General features: G+C 54.9%; 11 protein-coding genes. 10 read left to right on the top strand and 1 reads right to left on the bottom strand.

Going from position 1 to position 19,390, the window contains the following annotated elements; all coding sequences use genetic code 11:
* Positions 1–67 precede the first annotated feature (67 nt).
* The 4 genes from MJA45_RS09040 (at position 68) to MJA45_RS09055 (ending at position 9,024) form a co-directional block, all read left to right on the top strand.
* A complete protein-coding gene (locus MJA45_RS09040; RefSeq protein WP_315606932.1) occupies positions 68–2,395 on the top strand; it encodes an alpha-L-rhamnosidase-related protein in 2,328 nt (775 codons plus the stop codon).
* Between the two features lie 88 nt (positions 2,396–2,483).
* A complete protein-coding gene (locus tag MJA45_RS09045; RefSeq protein WP_315606933.1) occupies positions 2,484–6,530 on the top strand; it encodes a COG1470 family protein in 4,047 nt (1,348 codons plus the stop codon).
* Positions 6,531–6,676: 146 nt separating this feature from the next.
* Complete coding sequence (locus MJA45_RS09050) at positions 6,677–7,921, top strand: FAD-dependent oxidoreductase (protein ID WP_315606934.1); 1,245 nt, start codon at positions 6,677–6,679, stop codon at positions 7,919–7,921.
* A 41-nt stretch (positions 7,922–7,962) separates the two neighbouring features.
* Positions 7,963–9,024 (top strand): Gfo/Idh/MocA family protein, encoded by a 1,062-nt coding sequence (locus tag MJA45_RS09055; protein WP_315606935.1) that lies wholly within the window; start codon positions 7,963–7,965, stop codon positions 9,022–9,024.
* A gap of 104 nt (positions 9,025–9,128) precedes the next feature.
* Here MJA45_RS09055 and MJA45_RS09060 read toward each other — a convergent pair whose 3' ends face one another.
* Positions 9,129–10,784, bottom strand: coding sequence for a PhoX family protein (locus MJA45_RS09060; protein ID WP_315606936.1), 1,656 nt, complete (start codon positions 10,782–10,784; stop codon positions 9,129–9,131).
* 156 nt (positions 10,785–10,940) lie between these two features.
* On the opposite strand from MJA45_RS09060, the gene MJA45_RS09065 reads away from it, so the two are divergent.
* The 6 genes from MJA45_RS09065 to MJA45_RS09090 all read left to right on the top strand — a co-directional run bounded on the left by MJA45_RS09065 (position 10,941) and on the right by MJA45_RS09090 (position 19,348).
* On the top strand, positions 10,941–11,438 hold the full coding sequence (locus tag MJA45_RS09065) for a GNAT family N-acetyltransferase (RefSeq protein WP_315606937.1): 498 nt from the start codon (positions 10,941–10,943) through the stop codon (positions 11,436–11,438).
* 1 nt (position 11,439) lies between these two features.
* Positions 11,440–11,757: a DUF6916 family protein gene (locus MJA45_RS09070; RefSeq protein ID WP_315606938.1), complete on the top strand. Its 318-nt coding sequence runs from the start codon at positions 11,440–11,442 to the stop codon at positions 11,755–11,757.
* On the top strand, positions 11,750–12,271 hold the full coding sequence (locus MJA45_RS09075; RefSeq protein ID WP_315606939.1) for a phage tail protein: 522 nt from the start codon (positions 11,750–11,752) through the stop codon (positions 12,269–12,271). The genes MJA45_RS09070 and MJA45_RS09075 overlap by 8 nt, the downstream gene beginning before the upstream one ends.
* A gap of 37 nt (positions 12,272–12,308) precedes the next feature.
* On the top strand, positions 12,309–12,806 hold the full coding sequence (locus MJA45_RS09080; protein ID WP_315606940.1) for a phage tail protein: 498 nt from the start codon (positions 12,309–12,311) through the stop codon (positions 12,804–12,806).
* Between the two features lie 11 nt (positions 12,807–12,817).
* Complete coding sequence (locus MJA45_RS09085; protein ID WP_315606941.1) at positions 12,818–13,342, top strand: phage tail protein; 525 nt, start codon at positions 12,818–12,820, stop codon at positions 13,340–13,342.
* Between the two features lie 90 nt (positions 13,343–13,432).
* Positions 13,433–19,348, top strand: a complete 5,916-nt coding sequence (locus tag MJA45_RS09090) for an OmpL47-type beta-barrel domain-containing protein (RefSeq protein WP_315606942.1) — start codon at positions 13,433–13,435, stop codon at positions 19,346–19,348.
* Positions 19,349–19,390 lie beyond the last annotated feature (42 nt).

The following is a 19,390-nucleotide window of genomic DNA, read 5'->3' on the forward strand; positions in this document are numbered from 1 at the left end:
GCAGGGAGAGGACCGGCAGCCAGGCCGCGTCAACTCTCTGCCTTTCTCAGGGAGAAGGGAAGTTCCTATGAAAACGGACTGGCAGGCGGAATGGATCTGGATCAAGCTGCCGCAGGAAACGCCCAATGTTTATATGGAAGCTAGAAAAGGATTTTTGCTGGACGAGGTGCCTCTCCATGCGAAACTTTTCATGTCCGCAAACCAGGAATACCGCATCTATATAAACGGTAAGGAAATCGGAAGAGGTCCTTCTCCGTCCGATCAGCACTGGAAATATTACGACGAATACGAGTTGGGAAGGGACTTGCTGCCAGGGAAAAATGTTCTCGCGGTGCTCGCGTATAACTTCGGTACGACGGATATCGTCACCGGACAGATGCAGGGTGCGGGCGGGGTGATTGCAGAGCTTGAAATGGCAACCGGATCGGGAATGGTCACCATTGCAAGCGATTCCACCTGGAAGGTACGCAGGTCTCCCCGGTGGGTGGAACAAGTTTCAAGGCAGCATCTCTGGAATGGGTTTCGCGAGATTTATAGGGCTGACCGTGAAGACGGATGGGAAGGTGTCCGGTATGACGACTCCGACTGGGGGGGCGCGATCGGACTGGAACGGCCTGGTGCACCGGATGCCCGGTGGCCGAGGCTTCTGCCTCGGGAGATCCCTTTTCTATACCGGGAGCTCCTGAAGCCTGAAGCCGTCGTCCGAACGGATGCCAACTTCGGCTGTATAGAGGGGGAAGAGACCATGCTGGCTTCTTCCGGCCAAGTTTGCTGCATGACCATTGATGCGAGAAAACCCGGTTCTCTTCCCGGGGTTGTCTTCGATTACTCTAAGGAGGTGGTTGGTTATCCCGAATTGGAGCTTACGGCGCCCGAAGGTGGTGTGCTGCAGCTATGGTACGGGGAGTCGCTGGATCTGAAGCTCTACGATACCTTCGTGTTGAAGCGCGGGGAAAACCGGCTGAAGCCGTTCGGCCGGCGGGCATTCCGTTTTCTGTACGTGACGTTGCAAGCCGCTCCGTCCTCCGTCACCATTTCCCGGCTGGAGACCGAGTCCGTGCATTACGATTTTGGTCCGGCCGGCATGTTTCTCTGCAGCGATCCCCTGCTGAACCGGATATGGGAAATCGGCACCTACACGACGCTGGTGAACAGCCAGGATCACTTGGAAGACTGCCCGCTGCGGGAGAAGGCGTTGTGGGTGGCGGACGCCGTGGTGATGGGAAAGGTCATCTACCATGTATACGGTGACGAGCTTCTGCTCCGGAAGTGCCTCCTGCAGGGTGCCCGAATCCAGAATGAGGACGGATCGATACCCGGTACAGGGCCCGAGCGAAACTCGTTCATGCTTCCGGACTTCAATGCGCATTGGCTGTTCGGCGTGTACCAGCATTGGCTTTTTTCGCAAGACCGTTCCTTTCTTGGCGAAGTGTGGCCTTCCGTGTACCGGTTAATGGAGTGGTTTCAAAAGCAGGAGGATGAGGAAGGCCTCTTCGCCCGAGCCGATAGGCCGGGTTGGTGGTGCTTTATCGACTGGGCGGATTATATCGATCGCAGGGACCGGGTCACCGCTATGTCCTGCTTCTATTACAAAGCGCTGCGGACAGCGGCGGACCTGGCCCTCGCGGCTGGTGAAACGAACCAAGCAGACGAATGGCTTAAGCGGTCGGACCGCCTTCGGGAAGCAATCCGCGGGAAGATGCGTGTTCCGGGCTCCCCTGTATTCGCTGACTGCATCGGAGCGGGAGGACTGTCAGCGTCCATAACGGCCCAAACCAATTTTGCCGCCATTTGGTGCGGGGTGATGGAGCAGGAAGAGGCGAACCTCTTCCTGGATGAATGGTTCCTGCAGGGACGGACGCCGGAACTGAAAGGGGCCTTCTTCTATCATATTGTGCTGGAAAGCCTGGTTTGGCTAAACCGGGTGGAGGAGGCGCTCGGCTTGGTCCGTTCGTACTGGGGAGGCATGGTGGAGAGGGGGGCTGCGACCTGGTGGGAGACATTCGATCCGTCCACTCCTGCATGTACGGTGCCGAGCCCGTACCAAGGCAACACACCGACCTATCTGATGGACCATATCCCGGTCAGCTTCTGTCACGGCTGGGGGGCTTCTCCCACTTATGTGCTGACGCAGTTTGTTTTGGGAATTGACGTGTCCGAATCCGGAGGTGAGGCGATCCGCTTTGAGCCCCATCCCGGGGGTCTGGTTTGGGCGGAAGGCACCGTCCCCACCCGGTACGGCCCTGTCCACGCGGCGTGGAAGAAAGGAGAAGACGGCGTGCTCGATTGCACTTTGTCCGTTCCCGCCGGCGTAAAGGTGCTGCTCAGCGGCCGTCACCGCGTCACCGTTCGGAAGGGAGGAGAGGGATTACAGAGGATGACAGCAGAAAGTTGAACCTGGTTTCAGGCAGCGGTCGCTGTTGTCCGAATTACACCCACATCGAGAAGCGGCATCATCGCAACCATTAATGGAGGTGGAACGAATGAAAAGAAATCGCACTTTCCGAACGCTCGTGACCGTGCTTATTTTCCTCATCATCTGTACCGGGTTTCCCGTTCCCTTTGGTGCTTCGGCAGCGGGGACAACGACTTCCATCAATTATGAGTTTAATGAAGACGGCAATGCCGAAGGCTGGATGAAGTCCCGGAACGGTGTGGAGAGCTATCAGGTACAGGAGGGAAGCCTGCAGCTGAAATTAAACAAAGCGGATCCGTTTTGGTATGGGCCGGATCCCGTCGGGCTGACGGCTTCCGCAGATCAATCGTTTACCTTGCGGATGCGGGCGACCAAGGGAGACTCCGTCGCCGTCTATTTCGATACCGATCTTTACCCGGGACTCTCCGAAAGCAAGAGAATCCTGATTCCGATTAAATCCGACGGGGAGTTTCACGAGTATACCGTGAGTGCGGGTACTCATCCGAACTGGAAAGGAACCGTACGGAGGCTGAGAATGGACTTGGAGCCGGCCGCGAGCGTGCCTTCCGAAGTCAGCATCGATTACATTAGGATCGCGGACCATTCGGATTTCAGCTTTGAATTCTTCAGCGGAACGGATGGCTGGCGCTCTGTCCTGGATTTAAGCGAACTTAAAGCGCAGTCCGGAAGTGTTTCAGCTGCGGTATATGGATCCGCCCCTGCCATGGAGTCCGGCTTCATTGGAGAGCCGGCAGACAAACTGGGCGAAATCAAAATCAGAACCCGGGTGTCCGGCGGGACCGCGGATGCTCTGCGGATATCATTCACGACGGATGAATTTCCGGATTATACGGATGACAATGAAATCCGTATTCCCATCTCTCCTGATGGGAACTACCAGGAATACTTAGTCAAAATGTGGGAGCATCCGTCTTGGAAGGGCACGATCCGGACCGTTCGTCTCCATCTGCATTATACGGGGCCTGTGGGAGGAGCGTCGTGGGAAACCGACTATGTCCGGTTCCAAAGCGTTGCTCTGCCGGTGTACGACTGGAACAAAAACGGCGACTCCCAAGGGTGGATTCCTATCCATCATCTCACTCCTCTCAGCATTGCGAACGGGTTGCTGCGGACAACGGTCACCGGCTCGGATCCTAACTTAGGAATCGATAACCTGAAAGGCGTGATTGGGGAGAGGGACAAAACCCTAAAGATCCGGATGGCTGCAACAGCGGGCAATTTCGTATCCGTTTTCTTTGCGACGGACACCGCGTCCGGTTATGCAGAAACGCGCCGGTTCGACTTTACCATTACGGCGGACGGGGCGATGAGGGAATATGTGATTCCCGTTGGCGACCACCCGTTGTGGAAAGGGAAGATCACGAAGCTGCGCCTTGACCTGGAGGGCGGGGATCGTACGAATGCTGTCCTGACACTGGATGAAGTACGGTTTGAATCCAGTCCGGCTGGTGCAAACTTGTCCGTTAAGCGCTCCAAGCCGGCTCTGCATGCCGGGGAGGATGCGGAAATTACGGTCGATATCTCCAACACAGGCGGTAAAGCGTTCTTCAGCCCGCAGGCGGAGCTTGTTCTTTCCGGAGGCCTGGGAATCTATGGAGGGGAAGGAGTTCAGCCTCTTCCGGATCTGCACCCCGGGGATACGAAGACCGTCACGTGGAAAATAAAAGCGGCATCGGAAAGTGCATCGGGAGTCGAGGTCCGTCTCCATGCCGCAGGATACGAACAAGGCTATTCCGTTGCCCTTCCCGTCCTAAAGGAAAACAAGGCGCTGCCGGGCGGCAGGCCGGACGGTACGCGGGCCTATGTGGACCCTGTGACCGGTGATGCTGTGCTGGAGAATCCGAGTATCCGCTTCGTGGCCCCCAAATCGGGCTTCGGGTACGGGCAGTATCAGGTCTATGGATGGGAGGACGAACAGGGCTGGAAGCTGATGGCAAGTACGCAGCCGTTTGCCGGTGCCGTTGTGCGTCAAGGGGATAACAGCGCGGAAACTGTCGCTTTCCACCCAACCCGGGCCGAAGCCGGAGGTGAGGCAGGCGAGCAGAGGCTTACGTTCCAGGGAGAGACAACGGATTCCGCAGGCAGAAGTTGGAGCTACGAATTTGGGTTTGCTTTGAAGAACGGCGATGTACAAATTCGGGCCAAGCAGCATATTCAATCAGATAAAGATGCCGAACTGCTGAATATGACTGGACCGGTCCTTACAGTAGGGGAAGGAAGCTTCGGCAGCGCGAAAGAGGAAGCCTTATTCCCGGGGCTCGAATGGCTGGTTGGAGACGAAGTATCCTCCAGCAAGCTGGATATTCACACACCGGACTCTTTGCGTCTCGTTCCTCATCCGTACAAGATTACGGTTCCGTTAATGGCGGTCCGCCAAGGCGGGCAGCTCGTCAGCTTGAGCTGGGACCCTCATCAGAAATGGGATGGAGTCCATGAGCTTCCAGCAGCTAAATTCGCTTCGCCCAACTGGGTCGAGAACCAAAGCAACCACGTGATGGGGCTGTCCGCGTTAAGCGTGCCGACCTGGGTAAAGGAAAATCAGGAGCTTGCCAAAACGGCGTATCCTTTGAAGGCTGGCCAGCCCATCGAACTTAAAGCCGGAATCACGGTCTCGAAAGCGGATTCCGTTGCCAAAGCGGTGGACTTGTATATGAAGCAGGAAGGCGCACTGCCTGCTGCTCCGCAGGTCTATGATTTTAAACAACAAGTAGACCTTGGTTTAGATGCGTATCTGCGAACCTACTGGGATTCGGCAACGAGCGGTTGGCGCCATGTCAACATCTTGTCTTGGGGAACGAATCAGTATCCTGCCGACATGGTAAGCCTTAAGCTTTTGGGCATGTCTGAGCCGGACCGGAAACCGGAAGTGGAGCAGGTCATCTCGCAGGCGCTCGGCGCCATGGCAGACAAGAAGAAGCTGGGCGATCCGGATTACCATATCCCGCAGTTTCAGGCTGCTTTCCATGTCGGATACATGGAGGAGATGCTGGCAGGGTTGAAAGGGGAGATGCAGGCTCTTATGGACACTCAGGATGCTACAGGCGCCTGGGTATACGACAAGGAGAAGGCATTTAATCCTCCTCTCGGCAAAAACGGCACTCCTCTTTTCGGACAGACGGCTCTGAACGCAAAGCAGTTGTTGAAATATGCGGCCATGACGGGCAATAAGCAAGCGGAAGAGGCGGGCTTTAAGGGACTTGCCGCCCTGGGTTCTATGGGGGAAGTGCCGCGTGCCGGTCAGCCGTGGGAGGTCCCTCTGCATGCGCCTGATATCCTTGCCGCAGGAAATGCCGCAGGAGCTTACCTTCAGGCCTATAAAATGACCGGTGAGGACCGTTATCTGCGAAAATCCGCCCAATGGGCGCAAGCCGGCCTGCCCTTTGTCTACACCTGGGGAGTGCAGGAGCGGCCTATGATGGAATATGGCACCATCCCCATCTTCGGTGCTTCCGCTTACATTAACTCCTGGCTGGCTTCACCCGTGCAGTGGAACGGTCTTGTTTATGCTTATGAAGTGCTGGATCTCGCCCGCTACGACAGCTCCGGGCCTTGGAAGCAGATAGCGGACGGAATATTGGCCAGCGCGGAGAAGCAGCAGGCGTCCGGTAAGGATGAAGTGTGGAGAGGCGGCTATCCGGATAACTGGAGATTGATCTCCAACAGCCGTTCGGACACCGTTATGCTGAATCCCGAGGAAATTGTAAAGACAATCTTTATGAAACGGTTCGTGGAAGGAGAGGGGCCTAATCCCGACGTCCAATCTGTTTCCATTCCCGGCTGTCCTGAGCCTGTTCTCGATACACGGGAATGCGCCGAAGCTCGCGTAACTTCTCTGGCGGATATCAGGAATACTTCTCCCGCCGACACGAAGCATCTCCTATCCTTTGAGCTGACTTATCCAGCCGGCGAAACAAGTCATGTACTGATAGCCATGAGGGAGAAACCGCGAAAAATAACGATCAACGACGTCGTGGTGAACGAAACCGATGACTTGAACGGCTCCCCTGAGGGATGGGCCTATCAGGAAGATAGCCGGTATTTGCTGCTGAAGGTCCCACATTCCGGGCAGGATCAAGTCATGATTCATTATTAACAAGAAGAGCGGAAAGCGGCTGCTCCCATAAGACGATACAGCATTGCCGGAGGGACGACCGTTTTCCACTTTTTTCTTCTAGCTTTAGAATCCATTCCAACACGGAACCGTACGAAAGGTTTGCATTAAGTCAGGAGGCGACCCCATTGAAGGAGTACAGTTTTACGCGAAAGGTTAGGGTATACGATCAAGCGGATATTATCGTGGCTGGGGGTGGACCGGCCGGCTGCGCCGCAGCGATTGCAGCAACACGCACCGGAAAGAAGGTCATCCTGCTGGAACATTCCGGCCAGTTGGGGGGGATGGGCACGCTAGGCAATGTAAGTATTTTTATGGGGGTCGGAAATGTAACCGGCATTTATCGGGAGATCATTGCCGAGACGCTGCCGGATCAGCTGCCGAAAAGCCATACCGAATCGATATGGCCTCAGTACAACCCCTTTCTGGTCCGGCATTACCTCAACACTAAGCTTGAAAAAGAGGGGGTTAAGGTCCTCTATCACGCCAGCTTTATTGGTGTCGTCAAGGAAGAGGATACGGTGACCGCCGTTATCGTGAATACCCGCGAGGGACTTGTGGCTGTGGAAGCAAAGGGTGTGATCGATTGCACGGGGGATGGCCGCGTCGCGATCGATGCCGGGGCCGACTATACTTCGGGACGCGAGGAAGACGGGCTGACTCAGCCGATGACCCTGATGTTCATGATGACCAATACGGGAAAGAAGGTAGAGCCATATCTTCCGGAGGACTGCTACTATTATAAGGATAAGGCGGAACTTCCTCAGGGCAGGCATTTGTTTTGGGAACAAGGAACCGACGGCACTCTGCTGGTGAATATGACCCGGGTCAAGGGCAACGGCGCCAAAATCGATGATATCAATTATGCCGAGAAGGAGTCGCTCCGCCAGGTATTTTCTGTGGCGCACTACCTGCAGCGTAACGGATTCGAGACCTATGCGCTTACGCATATCCCCGGACAGGTCGGCGTCCGGGAAACGAATCAGATCGTTGGCCATTACACCCTGACCGAAGCGGATTTGCTTGCCGGGCGCCGGTTCGACGACGTAGTGGCGCAGACGAACTACGAAATCGATGTTCACAGTCCGGACGGCAAACCGGGAACCGACGAGCGCACACTAAGCGGATACGATATTCCCTACCGGAGCTTGTTGCCTAAGGGGCTGCGAAATGTAATTGTTGCAGGAAGATCCATCTCCGCTACCCATGTGGCGATGTCTTCCATGCGGGTGCAGGCAACATGCTATGCGATGGGGCAATCCGCGGGTGTTGCCGCCTCCCAAGCCATCGATAAAGGCTGTGATATGGCGGATATTGATATCCACAGGCTGCATGAGGTCCTGAATGCGCAAGGCGTTGTCTTTTTGAAATAAGGTTTTGGTATGGATTGGAAAACTAAATAGGGGGTAAGTCGATGGAACACAAGATAAAGCTGGGCATTATCGGTACGGGAAATATTTTTAAAGCAGCCCATCTTAAACCGCTTTTAGAGCACCCTGAAGTGGAGATTGCAGCCGTCTGTGACGTAAACAAGGAGCGGGTGGAGGAGTACGCGGGCCACTATAAGATTCCTTACGCCTATACGAATTATCAGGATCTGCTGAAGCATGAGGAAATTGACGCTATCGATATCTGCACACCGAATCTTTTCCATTCGGAAATAGCTATTGCCGGTCTGAAGGCCGGCAAGCATGTTTTTGTGGAGAAGCCGGATGCCGTCAACCCTGAAGAAGCACAGAAGATGGCGGACGCGGCAAAGGAAAGCGGAAAAATATTGATGGCCATGCGCAACAATCGGTTTACGGCAGCCTCCCGTTATTTAAAGCTCTTTATCGATGGCGGCGGAATGGGGGAAATCTATACCGGACGCTGTGGTTGGATCCGCCGCAGAGGCATTCCGGGCAAAGGAGGCTGGTTTACAACGAAGGAGCTGTCAGGCGGCGGCCCCCTGATCGACCTTGGTGTGCATATGATTGATCTGGCCGTCTGGCTCATGGGCAATCCTAAACCGATTGCGGTGACCGGGGCCACCTATACGAAATTCGCGAATAACGACATGTCCGATTCTATCGACAGCGATTTCGGGGAGAAGAAAGAAGATGGAATGTTCGATGTAGAGGACCTGGCCACCGGCTTTATCCGTTTCGATAACGGGGCAACCCTGCAGATTGAGTTCAGCTGGGCGTCCAATATTGAAGAAGGAACCAATTATGTTGAGCTGAGAGGCACGAAGGCAGGATCCCGCATTCAAAATGGGCAGCTCAAAATTTTCACGGAAACAATGGGTGAGCTTACCGATCTGGTACCGGTTTTAAAACAGAACGAGGCACCGCATGGGGAGCATTTGAAGCATTTCATCGATGTCGTAAAAGGTCGCACCGCGCCCATTCTGACTCCCGAGCAAGGAGTGGATATGATCAAAATATTGTCCGCCCTTTATCAGTCGGCCGAATCGGGTAAAGAAGTGAGGATGTAAGATCGGGGCCGAGGGGCAGCCTGACGGCTTAAGCGGATAAATACGGAGGCTTCTCGTGAAAAAGGCGCAGCTGCTTAGCTGCGCCTCTTTCCATCGTTAATGGCTTAAAATCCGGTTATGGCAACCAGAGCGGAACGAGAACCCCCGGCATCGGCATTCCAGCCTTGGGGTGTCTTGCCGTTTCCCGTATCCGCAACCTGCAGAGAGGTAAACAGGGTACATTCCCCCGGGGTGAAAGCTGTACCGGTGAATTGCGCTCCGACCGGAGCGGAAGCAAACTGGACCGGGGTATTCACGGTATGGCTTGCGGTGGAGAAGACATACAGCCCGCTATTTTGCAAAGCGGCGAAGCTTCCTTTGTTCACTTTATCGGCATCGATGGCGGAGCAAGCCCAGACGTTTCCGTTAGGCTCGAAGCTTAAGCTGCCCGGGGAGCTGAATCCGTTCTGCGGGCCGCCTGCCGTGAAAATATCATAATGAAAGGCTGGCGCTTCGGCGTCGCCATCTTTCTCGGAGAGATGGGCCAAATAGCCGTGAATGTTGCCGTTCGCAACATTTTGGCCTATGGCCACATAGAGATCCCCAGTATCCGGATGCAGCGCTACCCCCTCCTGGCGGTCGGTGCGTGTTGCCCCGAGGATGAGGGCTGCCTCGTAAGCGTAGACATAGACGTCGGCCTCATCACGGAACAGCTCCAGCAGGTTCTCCTTCGATCGCTGCAGCACAGCAGGCGGCTGGTAAGCGTGGTCCCTCAGCGTTTGTTGGACAGCAGCGGTTGAAAGCTTGATCCAAGTGCCATTAACCAGGTCTGCGGCATATAACGTTCCGTCGTTCAACAGCTTGGCATTTTCCTTGCCCAAGGCCGGCTGATAAGCTTCTTTGCTGACAAATTTGTAGAGACAGGCATGGTCGGACCTGTCGCCCATATAGACGACAAGGCGGCCTTTTTTGCCCAGTCCCATCGCCATTCCTCCATGGCGGAAACGGCCGAGTGCGCTGTGCTTCTTGATTGCGGACTTTGGTTCGAACGGATCCACTTCGACAACCCACCCATAATGAGTCGGATTCAGCCCGGCGACACGGCATGCTTCATCGTACAATCCTTCTCCGGACAGGACGCTGCCCCATAAGGTGACCGTTCCGGAATGATTGGCGAGTGTCCCTTGAACGGTCCCCGCCGTACGCACCGACGCGGTGCCGCGGGCAGGGCCTGTCAGTTCCGCCCGTTCCAGACCGGTGATCCTTCGGGCATAAGCAGAATTAGGATCTAACGTCCACTTTCCCTTCTTGCTGCGGTAAACTTCCACGACGCTGCCGCCCTGGCTGTAGAGCATCTGGCGGATTTGGCCGGCCGAAAAGTGGCCGTTCGAAGGAGCTCCGTGGACGGCCGCGGAAGAACCATCGTGATTGACATAAAGCAGGCCATGGTTTTCCGAATTATCCATTGGAAAGAAAGCGGTGAACGCCGGGTTAAAGCCAAAGGTATCCCCGCTTGAATTTATTTTGTCGCCATAGGAAGCGACCATGTCATATTGGAAGCCTTTGGGGAGCAGGAGTTCATCCTGGGAGGAGGGGGAAATCGGGTTGAAGGTTGAGGGAATGGATGCAGATTTCTTATCGTACAAACGGTCTGCGGCAGCTGCGGTTGGAGATGGTTTCCAAATAAGGCCAAAGCCTGTGGAAGCGCCCGCCACGGTTGCGGCTCCGGTACCGACGTAAGTGAGAAATTTGCGACGGGAAATTGGTCTGTTGTAATCCATCCATGAATCGCCTGCCCTATAAGGTATTTAGAAAGATTAGTTAAATCATGAAATTCGAGTTTCTACTAAAATATACTAGAGACTAATGCCTAATTATGGTATTACTAGAGTAGTATAAACGATCTTATCGGAAACCCACAAGATGGAGGTTGTGACTTGATCCGACGGATACAGGCAGCTCCGGAAGACGCCCCTTTTTTGTATCAATTATACGCAAGCACGCGCAGTGACGAAATGACGGCTTGGGGCTGGGGGAAGGAGCAGGCGGAGGCGTTTCTCGCCATGCAGTATACCTTTCAACGGCGCTCCTATGAGCAGCAGTTTCCTCAAGCGGAGCATTCCATCCTCTACAGTAATCATGAGCGGATCGGGCAGGTTCTGATCTGGAGGGACAGCGACCAGTGGATTTTGGTGGATTTGTCTCTCCTTCCCGAATGCAGAGGGCAAGGCATAGGCAGCGAACTGATCCGGAAGCTGCAGTCCATGGCGGCTAAAGCCGGTGTTCCCCTGCGATTAAGCGTACAGATCGACAATCCGGCGGTCCGCTTATACGTAAGGCTTCATTTTCGGGTAATCGAGCAGGGAGACGTTTACCATCGAATGGAATGGCATCCCGAGCAAGCGGTAACAGCAGGAAGAGAAGGGGTGACGTAGCATGAACGGACTATCCGCGGCAACATTCCGGCAATTGGTACAGGACAAGGTAGAGGTCGTCTTCGATGACGGCATCGTTCCTTTGGAGCTGGTCAGTGTGAAAGAGTCCGAAGCGGGAAAGGACTTTGAGCATTTTTCCTTGGTGTTTCGGGGGGACGGGAATCCTTTCCTTCCGCAAGGCACTTACTGGATCCGGCATGAACGCTTCGGCCAAGAACCGATGTTTATGGTCCCGATAGGTCAAGAGCATGGCGGGTATCGGTATGAGATTGTTTTTAACCGGAAGAAAACGGCGGATGGAGGAGTAAGTGATGAGTGAGGCCTATGTCGGGGAGATCCGAATGTTTGCAGGGAATTTTGCTCCGGTGGGCTGGGAGCTTTGTGACGGAAGATTGCTGCAGATTTCGGAAAATGACGTGCTGTTTAATCTAATCGGTACGATATACGGCGGAGACGGAGTTACAACCTTCGGACTTCCGGACCTGCAGGGCCGCGTACCGGTCCATATGGGGCAAAACCCCCGTACCGGTACGGCCTACATGATAGGGCAAAAGGCGGGAACGGAGACCGTTACGCTCCTGCAGGGCCAGATGCCATCCCATAGTCATCCCGTTAGGGCGCAGGCGGAAGCCGGGACGTTAAGCAGCCCTGCGAATGCCCTATGGGCGCAGTCTGCTTTAACTCCCTATACCACGCAGACGAGCGGAACAGCGGATATGTACAATGGAGCGGTTTCGACTGCGGGCGGGAATCTGCCCCACGAGAACATGATGCCTTTCCTGCCGATCCGATTTATTATCGCCACCTATGGGATCTATCCGTCACAGACTTAACCTATAGGTAAGAACCATTTTAAGGAGGAACCGGCTTATGTCACAACCCTTTATAGGCGAAATCCAGGCGTTTGCCTTTACTTATGCACCAAGAGGCTGGGCGCAGTGCAACGGTCAGATGCTGCCTATTAATCAGAATCAAGCCTTATTTTCCATTCTTGGAGTCACTTACGGAGGAGATGGAGTAACGACTTTCGCCCTTCCCGATTTGCGCGGGAGGGTGCCGGTTCACGTTGGAAATGGAGTGACGCTGGGACAATCCGCCGGTGAGGAAGCGCATGTGCTGACCGTGAATGAGATGCCAGCCCATATCCATGGGGTAGTGGGCTCAACGAAACCCGCATCGCAAGTCAATCCCGCGGGCCAGCTTTGGGCCGTTCCAACCGCCAGCATGTACGGCGCGACCCCCACAACGACGATGGCCCCAAGCGCAATGGGAAGTGCGGGAAGCAGCCAGGCCCATGCGAACATGCAGCCTTACTCCGTGCTTAACTACTGCATTAGTATCAGCGGAATTTTCCCGACAAGGGACTGAGGAGGAACGAAATGGATCCATTTATAGGGGAGATCCGCATTTTTGCGGGGAATTTTGCTCCCAAGGGATGGGCATTCTGCAACGGACAGCTCATCCCTCTGATACAGAACACCGCGCTCTTTTCCCTATTAGGTACGATGTACGGGGGGGACGGGAAAACGACGTTTGCCCTTCCTAATTTGTCGGGAGCCTCGCCTATGGGGGCCGGACAGGGTCAAGGTCTTACCAATCGGATTCAGGGAGCAAGTGGAGGGACTTCCATGGTAACCCTGCTCACGACGGAAATGCCGGTTCACAATCATGTTCCCGTTTCCGGTCCGGGGCCGGGCAATGCTCAAATTCCGGAGGGGGTTCTTTGGTCCGCTACACCCGGACGCCGCGGCATTCCCGCCTACGGAGATGCTTCCGATCTCGTAAGCATGCACCCGGCGGCGATAGGGGCTGCAGGAGCGAGCCAGCCGCATAACAATAGGCAGCCTTACTTGGGCTTGAACTTCATCATTGCTTTACAGGGGATTTTTCCATCACGGCCATAGCCCTCTTGACAACCATTGAAAAATAGAAATGGAAAGTAGGGAACGATGTTGGGTATCGTCAGGAAAGGATTAAGACCCCCCAGACTCGGAATGGAGCTTATGCGCGCAGCCTTCCTTCTGTTATTCATGGCGGCCGCCTTCGTGATCGGCTCCGTTCACGTCTCGGCTGCCACTTTTACGGTGAATAGTTTTATAGATGCGCCGGATACCACCACCTCAGACAATCAATGCTTGAATACCAGCCTGAACAAATGCACGCTCCGGGCCGCGATCACGCAGGCGAATGCGCTGCCGGGGCCGGATACGATTGTTTTGCCTGCCGGAACCTACACGTTAATGCTCGCTGGAATGGACGAGGATGAATCGTTAAGCGGGGATTTGGATATCAACTCGGATATTACGATTATCGGTTCGAACGGCAACCGAGAGGGAGATGCTTCCCTAACGGTGATCGACGGCGGGAAGATAGACCGCGTCTTTGATTTGAATGCAAATCTTGACTATGCGGGCTTTACCATTACTCTTGAAGCTCTGACGATTCGGAACGGCGAGGCTGGAGGCAGCTACAGCTATGGGGGAGGGATTCGGGCGGACACGGGGAACGCAGGGACAATTACCCTGTACAATTCCATTGTCGAGAACAATGCTTCCACCCGTACCACAGGGGCTCAAGGGGGCGGAGTTTATGTTTCCGGGCTCAAAGGCGGATCCTTCCTTTCCTCGAAGTCCGTCATTAGGGGCAACCAGGCTGGGGAAAAAGGCGGCGGTCTCTATGTGGAAGGAGACATGAACGTCACCGTCTCCGAAACCGACATTTCGAATAACAAGGTGACCTCGACCGTTCTAAATAATTGGTATGGCGGAGGAATGGCCTTTGTCACGGCCACTATAAACGCTCGAACGATTGTAATCGAGCGAACCACGATTTCAGGCAACCAGGTGATGAACGGCTACGGCGGAGGGTTGTACACCAGTGCGCCGGCCGCCGTGGAGAATACAACCATTAGCGGCAACACGGCAACCCAGCAGGGAGCGGGGGCTTACGTCGATAATAATTTTGGGGCCGCGCTTTGGAAAAGCAATACCATCTCCAATAATACGACCAGTGCAGCGGGAACAGGCGGGGGACTCTACCTCAATCATAATCCCTCGTTCACCATGCATAATACGATCGTGGCCGGTAACCGCAACGGCAGTTCTCCTAGTGATCTGGATTCGTCGGGGGCCCTGCTCATCGCCAGTTCCTTCAATCTGATCGGAACAGGCGGTTCCTTGAACCTGGTGAATGGGAGTAACGGAAACCTAACAGGGGTTGCGGACGCCGGGCTGCTTCCGCTAGCCGATAACGGGGGCCGTACCCAGACACATGGACTTAAGAACAACAGTCCCGCTCTGGATGCGGGAAACAATGCCCATGCCGGCGCGATGGACCAGCGGGGAATCAACCGGATCGCCGATTCCGCTGACAGCAACGAGACGGCGACGGTGGATATAGGGGCGGTTGAGGCGTATCCTGTCCTGGACGACCTTCCCAACCAAACCGTTGTAAGCGGATCGGCGCTTGATGTTCCCTTCTACATAGGGGATGCGGCCGTTGGAAGCTTAACGATTAGCGGGACTTCGTCGGATCAGACGAAGGTTAGAAATTCTTCCATAGAGATCACGGGAACCGGGGGGCAGAGAACGCTGAGCCTGACCCCGGAAGCCGGACAGGTCGGTACGGTGACGATTACGGTCACGGCAACCGGTACGGTTAATGGGATAACGAACAGCATGACGGATACGTTTGCTTTAACCATTACCGGTGCGCCGGATTTGAGGGTGTCCAAGTCTCACACGGGGGATTTCAGGCAAGGGCAGGAAGGGGCGACGTACTCGATCGTCGTTTCCAATAGCGGGCAGATTCCCTCCTCCGGCGTGATGACGGTAACGGACACGCTGCCTCCCGGTCTGACGGCGACGGCCATGAGCGGTGCAGGATGGACCTGTTCCCTCAGCCCCCTGTCCTGTACCCGGTCGGATTCCCTGGCCCCCGGTGGAACCTATCCGGTAACGCTGACGGTTAACGTAGCGGGGGATGCTCCTGGAACCTTAGTCAATACTGCGGCCGTCAGCGGCGGGGGCGAGACGAATACAGGCAACAATACGGCAACGGATTCGACCACTGTTGTCAGCCTGCCTCAAATTGTATTTGGTACGAACGGAGGGGAAGCGTGGAGCAAAACGGCCGGCAGCGTAGTGACGGTTACAGCCGGGGGAAGCGGCGGCTTAGACCCCTCAACCTTAAAATATGCCTGGACCACCGATTCTTCCAGCCCCAGCCCCAGCAGCTGGACCCCGTTTGCGAGCGGCGATGAGCTTCGCCAAGAAGCCGGGGACGGCGATTGGTATTTGCATATAATCGCCCAAGATGCCAATGGAAACGAAGCGTACCGCCACTCCAACCGGTTCCGATTGGACAACACCAAGCCTGTTCTGACCGTGTCGGCGGTGCAGCAGGATACCACCGTCTACCCGGACAACACGTGGACGAGGCAAGCTGTGGCCGTGACCGCAAGCGCCTCGGATGGGGGCAGCGGTGTCAAGACCATTGAAGTTTCGCAAAACGGGGGCGCGACGTGGACCCCTTACACGGCGGCGTTACCGTTCACCGAAACGGGGGAATTTACCATCCTCTTGCGGGCTGTCGACCAAGTAGGAAACAGCAGCGAAGCAACCACCCGAACAGTTAAAATTGACAAGACCACTCCGATGATCACCGTATCGATGAAGAAAGCCGATCATTCGGAATACTCCAACAACACATGGACGAACCAGGCGGTAGAGGTAACGGCAGAGGCAGCGGATGCCAACAGCCAAGTGGTGTTGACCTATACCTTAAACTCCGATTCGGAGAAGCCTTATACGTCTCCGATCGTGGCAGGAGAAGGGACAAGCACCATTAGGTTCACCGCAACCGATGAAGCGGGAAATCAAACCTCTGTGTCCCGTACCGTAACCATCGATCAAACCAATCCGACCCTTCAGCCGGTTGGATTGACAACGGCTGACGGCCGGCTTTATTCGCCGGGCACCTGGACGAATCAGGCGGTAACGGCGTCTGTCACAAGCGCAGACAGCGATATTGTAATAGCAGAGATTTCCTATGACCGGACAACCTGGTCACCGTATCGGCTGAACGATCCGTTCGTCGTCTCCCAAGAGGGCCAGCATAAGCTGTACTTCCGGGTGACGGACCGGGCCGGTAACCTCTATGAAACCCAAGGGGTGGAGATTTGGATTCACCAGACTTCCCCTGCGCTTACGGCAGAAGTGGCGAATCCTTCGGTTACAAACGGAAACGTAAAGATAACCTTCTCTTCGACCGACATTGGAATCAAGGAAGCCAAATGGTCGGCCGGCGTTAAGACTATCGCGGACTTTGCCGCAGAGGGAACGGCCATTCCGTTAAATGACTATCATTTTGACGTGGCGGAGAACGGAACCTATACCATTTATGCCAAAGATCTAGCGAACAATGAAGCGGTGGTTACGGTCACCGTCAGCAACATCGTTCGCCAATCACCGGTTATTACGCTGACACCGGATACCACTTCCATGACCAATCAGGATGTCCAAGTTACCGTTGCGGTTACGGTATATGGAGAGAGTGTCGGAAACAGCGTAAAAGAAATCAGGTGGGTAAACGGAACGAGACAGTCGGTGATAACGAATGGCGCGGGATTCGCGGCTGATCAAAACGGACTCTATACCGTCTATGTCGTGGATCAAGCCGGTAATCTTTCGTCCAAAGACCTTATCATCGCTAACATTCTGAAAGTTAACCCAACCATTCAATTTAGCTATGATCAAGCCCCGACCAATGGAAATGTGACGGTTAGCGTAACGGCATCCGTTTACGGGAGTGAGAACGGCAATACCGTTCAGTCTATTCGTTGGGCGGATCCGGAAGGCCGGGACTACCCGCTGGACAACGGGCAATTCCAAGCGGAAGGGAACGGGGACTATACGGTTAAGGTGAAGGATGCGGCCGGAAATGAATCGGCGCAAACCATCGGAATCGGCAACATTTACCGCACGAAGCCGGAAATCCAACTCAGCCCATCCCCCGTTTCGCCGACCAATGGATCCGTTTCCGTATTGGTGGATGCGAAAGCCATCGGATCAGGCAATACCATCGCCACGATAAAATGGGCGGAAGGCAATCAAGAAGCCGGTTATTTCCACCAGGGTGGAACAGAGGTATCGACAGGGGGATCGATTCCTAGTTTTGAAGCAGCCGCCAACGGGGTGTACACCGTTTATGTGAAAGATGCAGCCGGAAATGAAGAGCTGCGGTCCATCCAGGTAGAGAACATAGTGAAAACGGCTCCCCAACTGACCTTAACGTATTCTCCGACCCATCCGACCGGTACGAAAGTCACCATCGAAGTCGCGTATGCGATAGAAGGCAGCCAAACCGGCAACAAACTGATGGTTATCCGATGGGCCGCGGGTGACCGGACAGCCGAGTATTTCGAAAATGGCGGAGGAACGGCCCTTTCTCTTCCACAAATCCGATTTGATGTTACCGCCAACGGAATTTACACCGTTTACGCTTTGGATGCCGCCGGCAACCAGACCGTGGAGACCATTAACATCACCAACCTCCGCGGTCAAGACCCGGACGGCGGGAACGGAAATGGACCTGGAAATGGCAACGGAAACGGAAATGGAAATGGAAATGGAGATAACAACGGTAATCCTCCGGGGAACTCCGGCAACGACCTAGCCATCATCCTGGACGGTACGTCTCAGGGGGATATCGCTTCCGGTACGGTCACAGAGGATGCTAATGGAAAACGAACAGTGGTCGTCTTCGATCCTCAAAAACTGAACGACCGGCTGAGTAAGGAAAAAGACGGGGTGATCATCACCATTCCCGTCCGAAACGGCTCCTCTTCGGTAGCCGCTGAGCTTACCGCCCAGCTGGTCCAGGCTATGGAGGACAAAAACGCGACACTCGTCATTCAAACCGAAACAGCCGAATACCGGCTGCCGGTGGAGCAAATCGATATCGGTTCCGTTTTGGTACTGCTCGGCTCGAACGCGGGGCTTTCAGACAGCAAGGTCCTGATCGAAGTCACCAAGGTTCCGGATGCGGACGTTCGATTAAACGATCCATCGGGGGGAAGCATCACCCGAATAGCTCCTGCGGTTACTTTCACGATAAGGGTAATCCAGCAGGGCAAAGAAATCGAAGTGAAGACCTTCGATGCCTACGTAGAGCGTACGATTGTCATTCCGAGCGGCGTCGATCCAAGCCAAATCACGACGGGTGTCGTCATCCTGCCGGATGGAAGAGCGGGTCACGTCCCGACGAAGGTGACAAAAGCCAATGGAAAAGTAATGGCGGTCCTTAACAGCCTGACCAACAGTACGTACTCGGTTATTTCCAACAAGAAAACGTTCGAGGACATCTCCACCCACTGGGCAAAAGCAAGCGTCGAGAACCTGGCCGCGCGGCTGGTGATTTCCGGTTCGAGCGAAAGGGAGTTCCTGCCGGACCATGAGATTACCCGAGGCGAATTTACGGCTATTCTTACCCGGGCATTAGGGCTTCACCATACGGACAAAGACCAGACATTTGCCGATGTTAAGGCGGGCGATTGGTTCCAGGAAACGGTCCGCATTGGAGCCGCCTACGGGCTTGTTGCAGGGTACGAGGACGGAACCTTCCGTCCGAACGATAAGATCACCCGCGAGGAAGCCATGGTCATGGTGTCCCGGGCGATGAAGCTGGCCGGAGTCGAAACGGTGCTGACCCCGGAGCAGCAGACTCCGCTCATGAATACTTTTAAGGACAACGGCAATGTCAGCCCATGGGCCCGCGAGGCGGCCTCAACCAATATTCACCATCATCTCATCGAGGGGTATGACGGCCGAATTTTCCCGCTTCAAAACATCACCCGTGCGGAAACGGCCGTCGTCATCGAACGCTTGCTGCAGCAGGCCGGTCTGATCTAAACACGATAAAAATCCCGATATCTTCTTGATATCGGGATTTTT

The sequence above is a fragment of the Paenibacillus aurantius genome, assembly GCF_032268605.1.
GTDB lineage: Bacteria > Bacillota > Bacilli > Paenibacillales > NBRC-103111 > Paenibacillus_AO > Paenibacillus_AO aurantius.

Coding starts and splice junctions, on each gene's coding strand:
- MJA45_RS09040 (WP_315606932.1), top strand. CDS start 68: ATGAAAACGGACTGGCAGGCGGAATGGATCTGGATCAAGCTGCCGCAG.
- MJA45_RS09045 (WP_315606933.1), top strand. CDS start 2,484: ATGAAAAGAAATCGCACTTTCCGAACGCTCGTGACCGTGCTTATTTTC.
- MJA45_RS09055 (WP_315606935.1), top strand. CDS start 7,963: ATGGAACACAAGATAAAGCTGGGCATTATCGGTACGGGAAATATTTTT.
- MJA45_RS09060 (WP_315606936.1), bottom strand. CDS start 10,784: ATGGATTACAACAGACCAATTTCCCGTCGCAAATTTCTCACTTACGTC.
- MJA45_RS09070 (WP_315606938.1), top strand. CDS start 11,440: ATGAACGGACTATCCGCGGCAACATTCCGGCAATTGGTACAGGACAAG.
- MJA45_RS09075 (WP_315606939.1), top strand. CDS start 11,750: ATGAGTGAGGCCTATGTCGGGGAGATCCGAATGTTTGCAGGGAATTTT.
- MJA45_RS09080 (WP_315606940.1), top strand. CDS start 12,309: ATGTCACAACCCTTTATAGGCGAAATCCAGGCGTTTGCCTTTACTTAT.
- MJA45_RS09085 (WP_315606941.1), top strand. CDS start 12,818: ATGGATCCATTTATAGGGGAGATCCGCATTTTTGCGGGGAATTTTGCT.
- MJA45_RS09090 (WP_315606942.1), top strand. CDS start 13,433: ATGGAGCTTATGCGCGCAGCCTTCCTTCTGTTATTCATGGCGGCCGCC.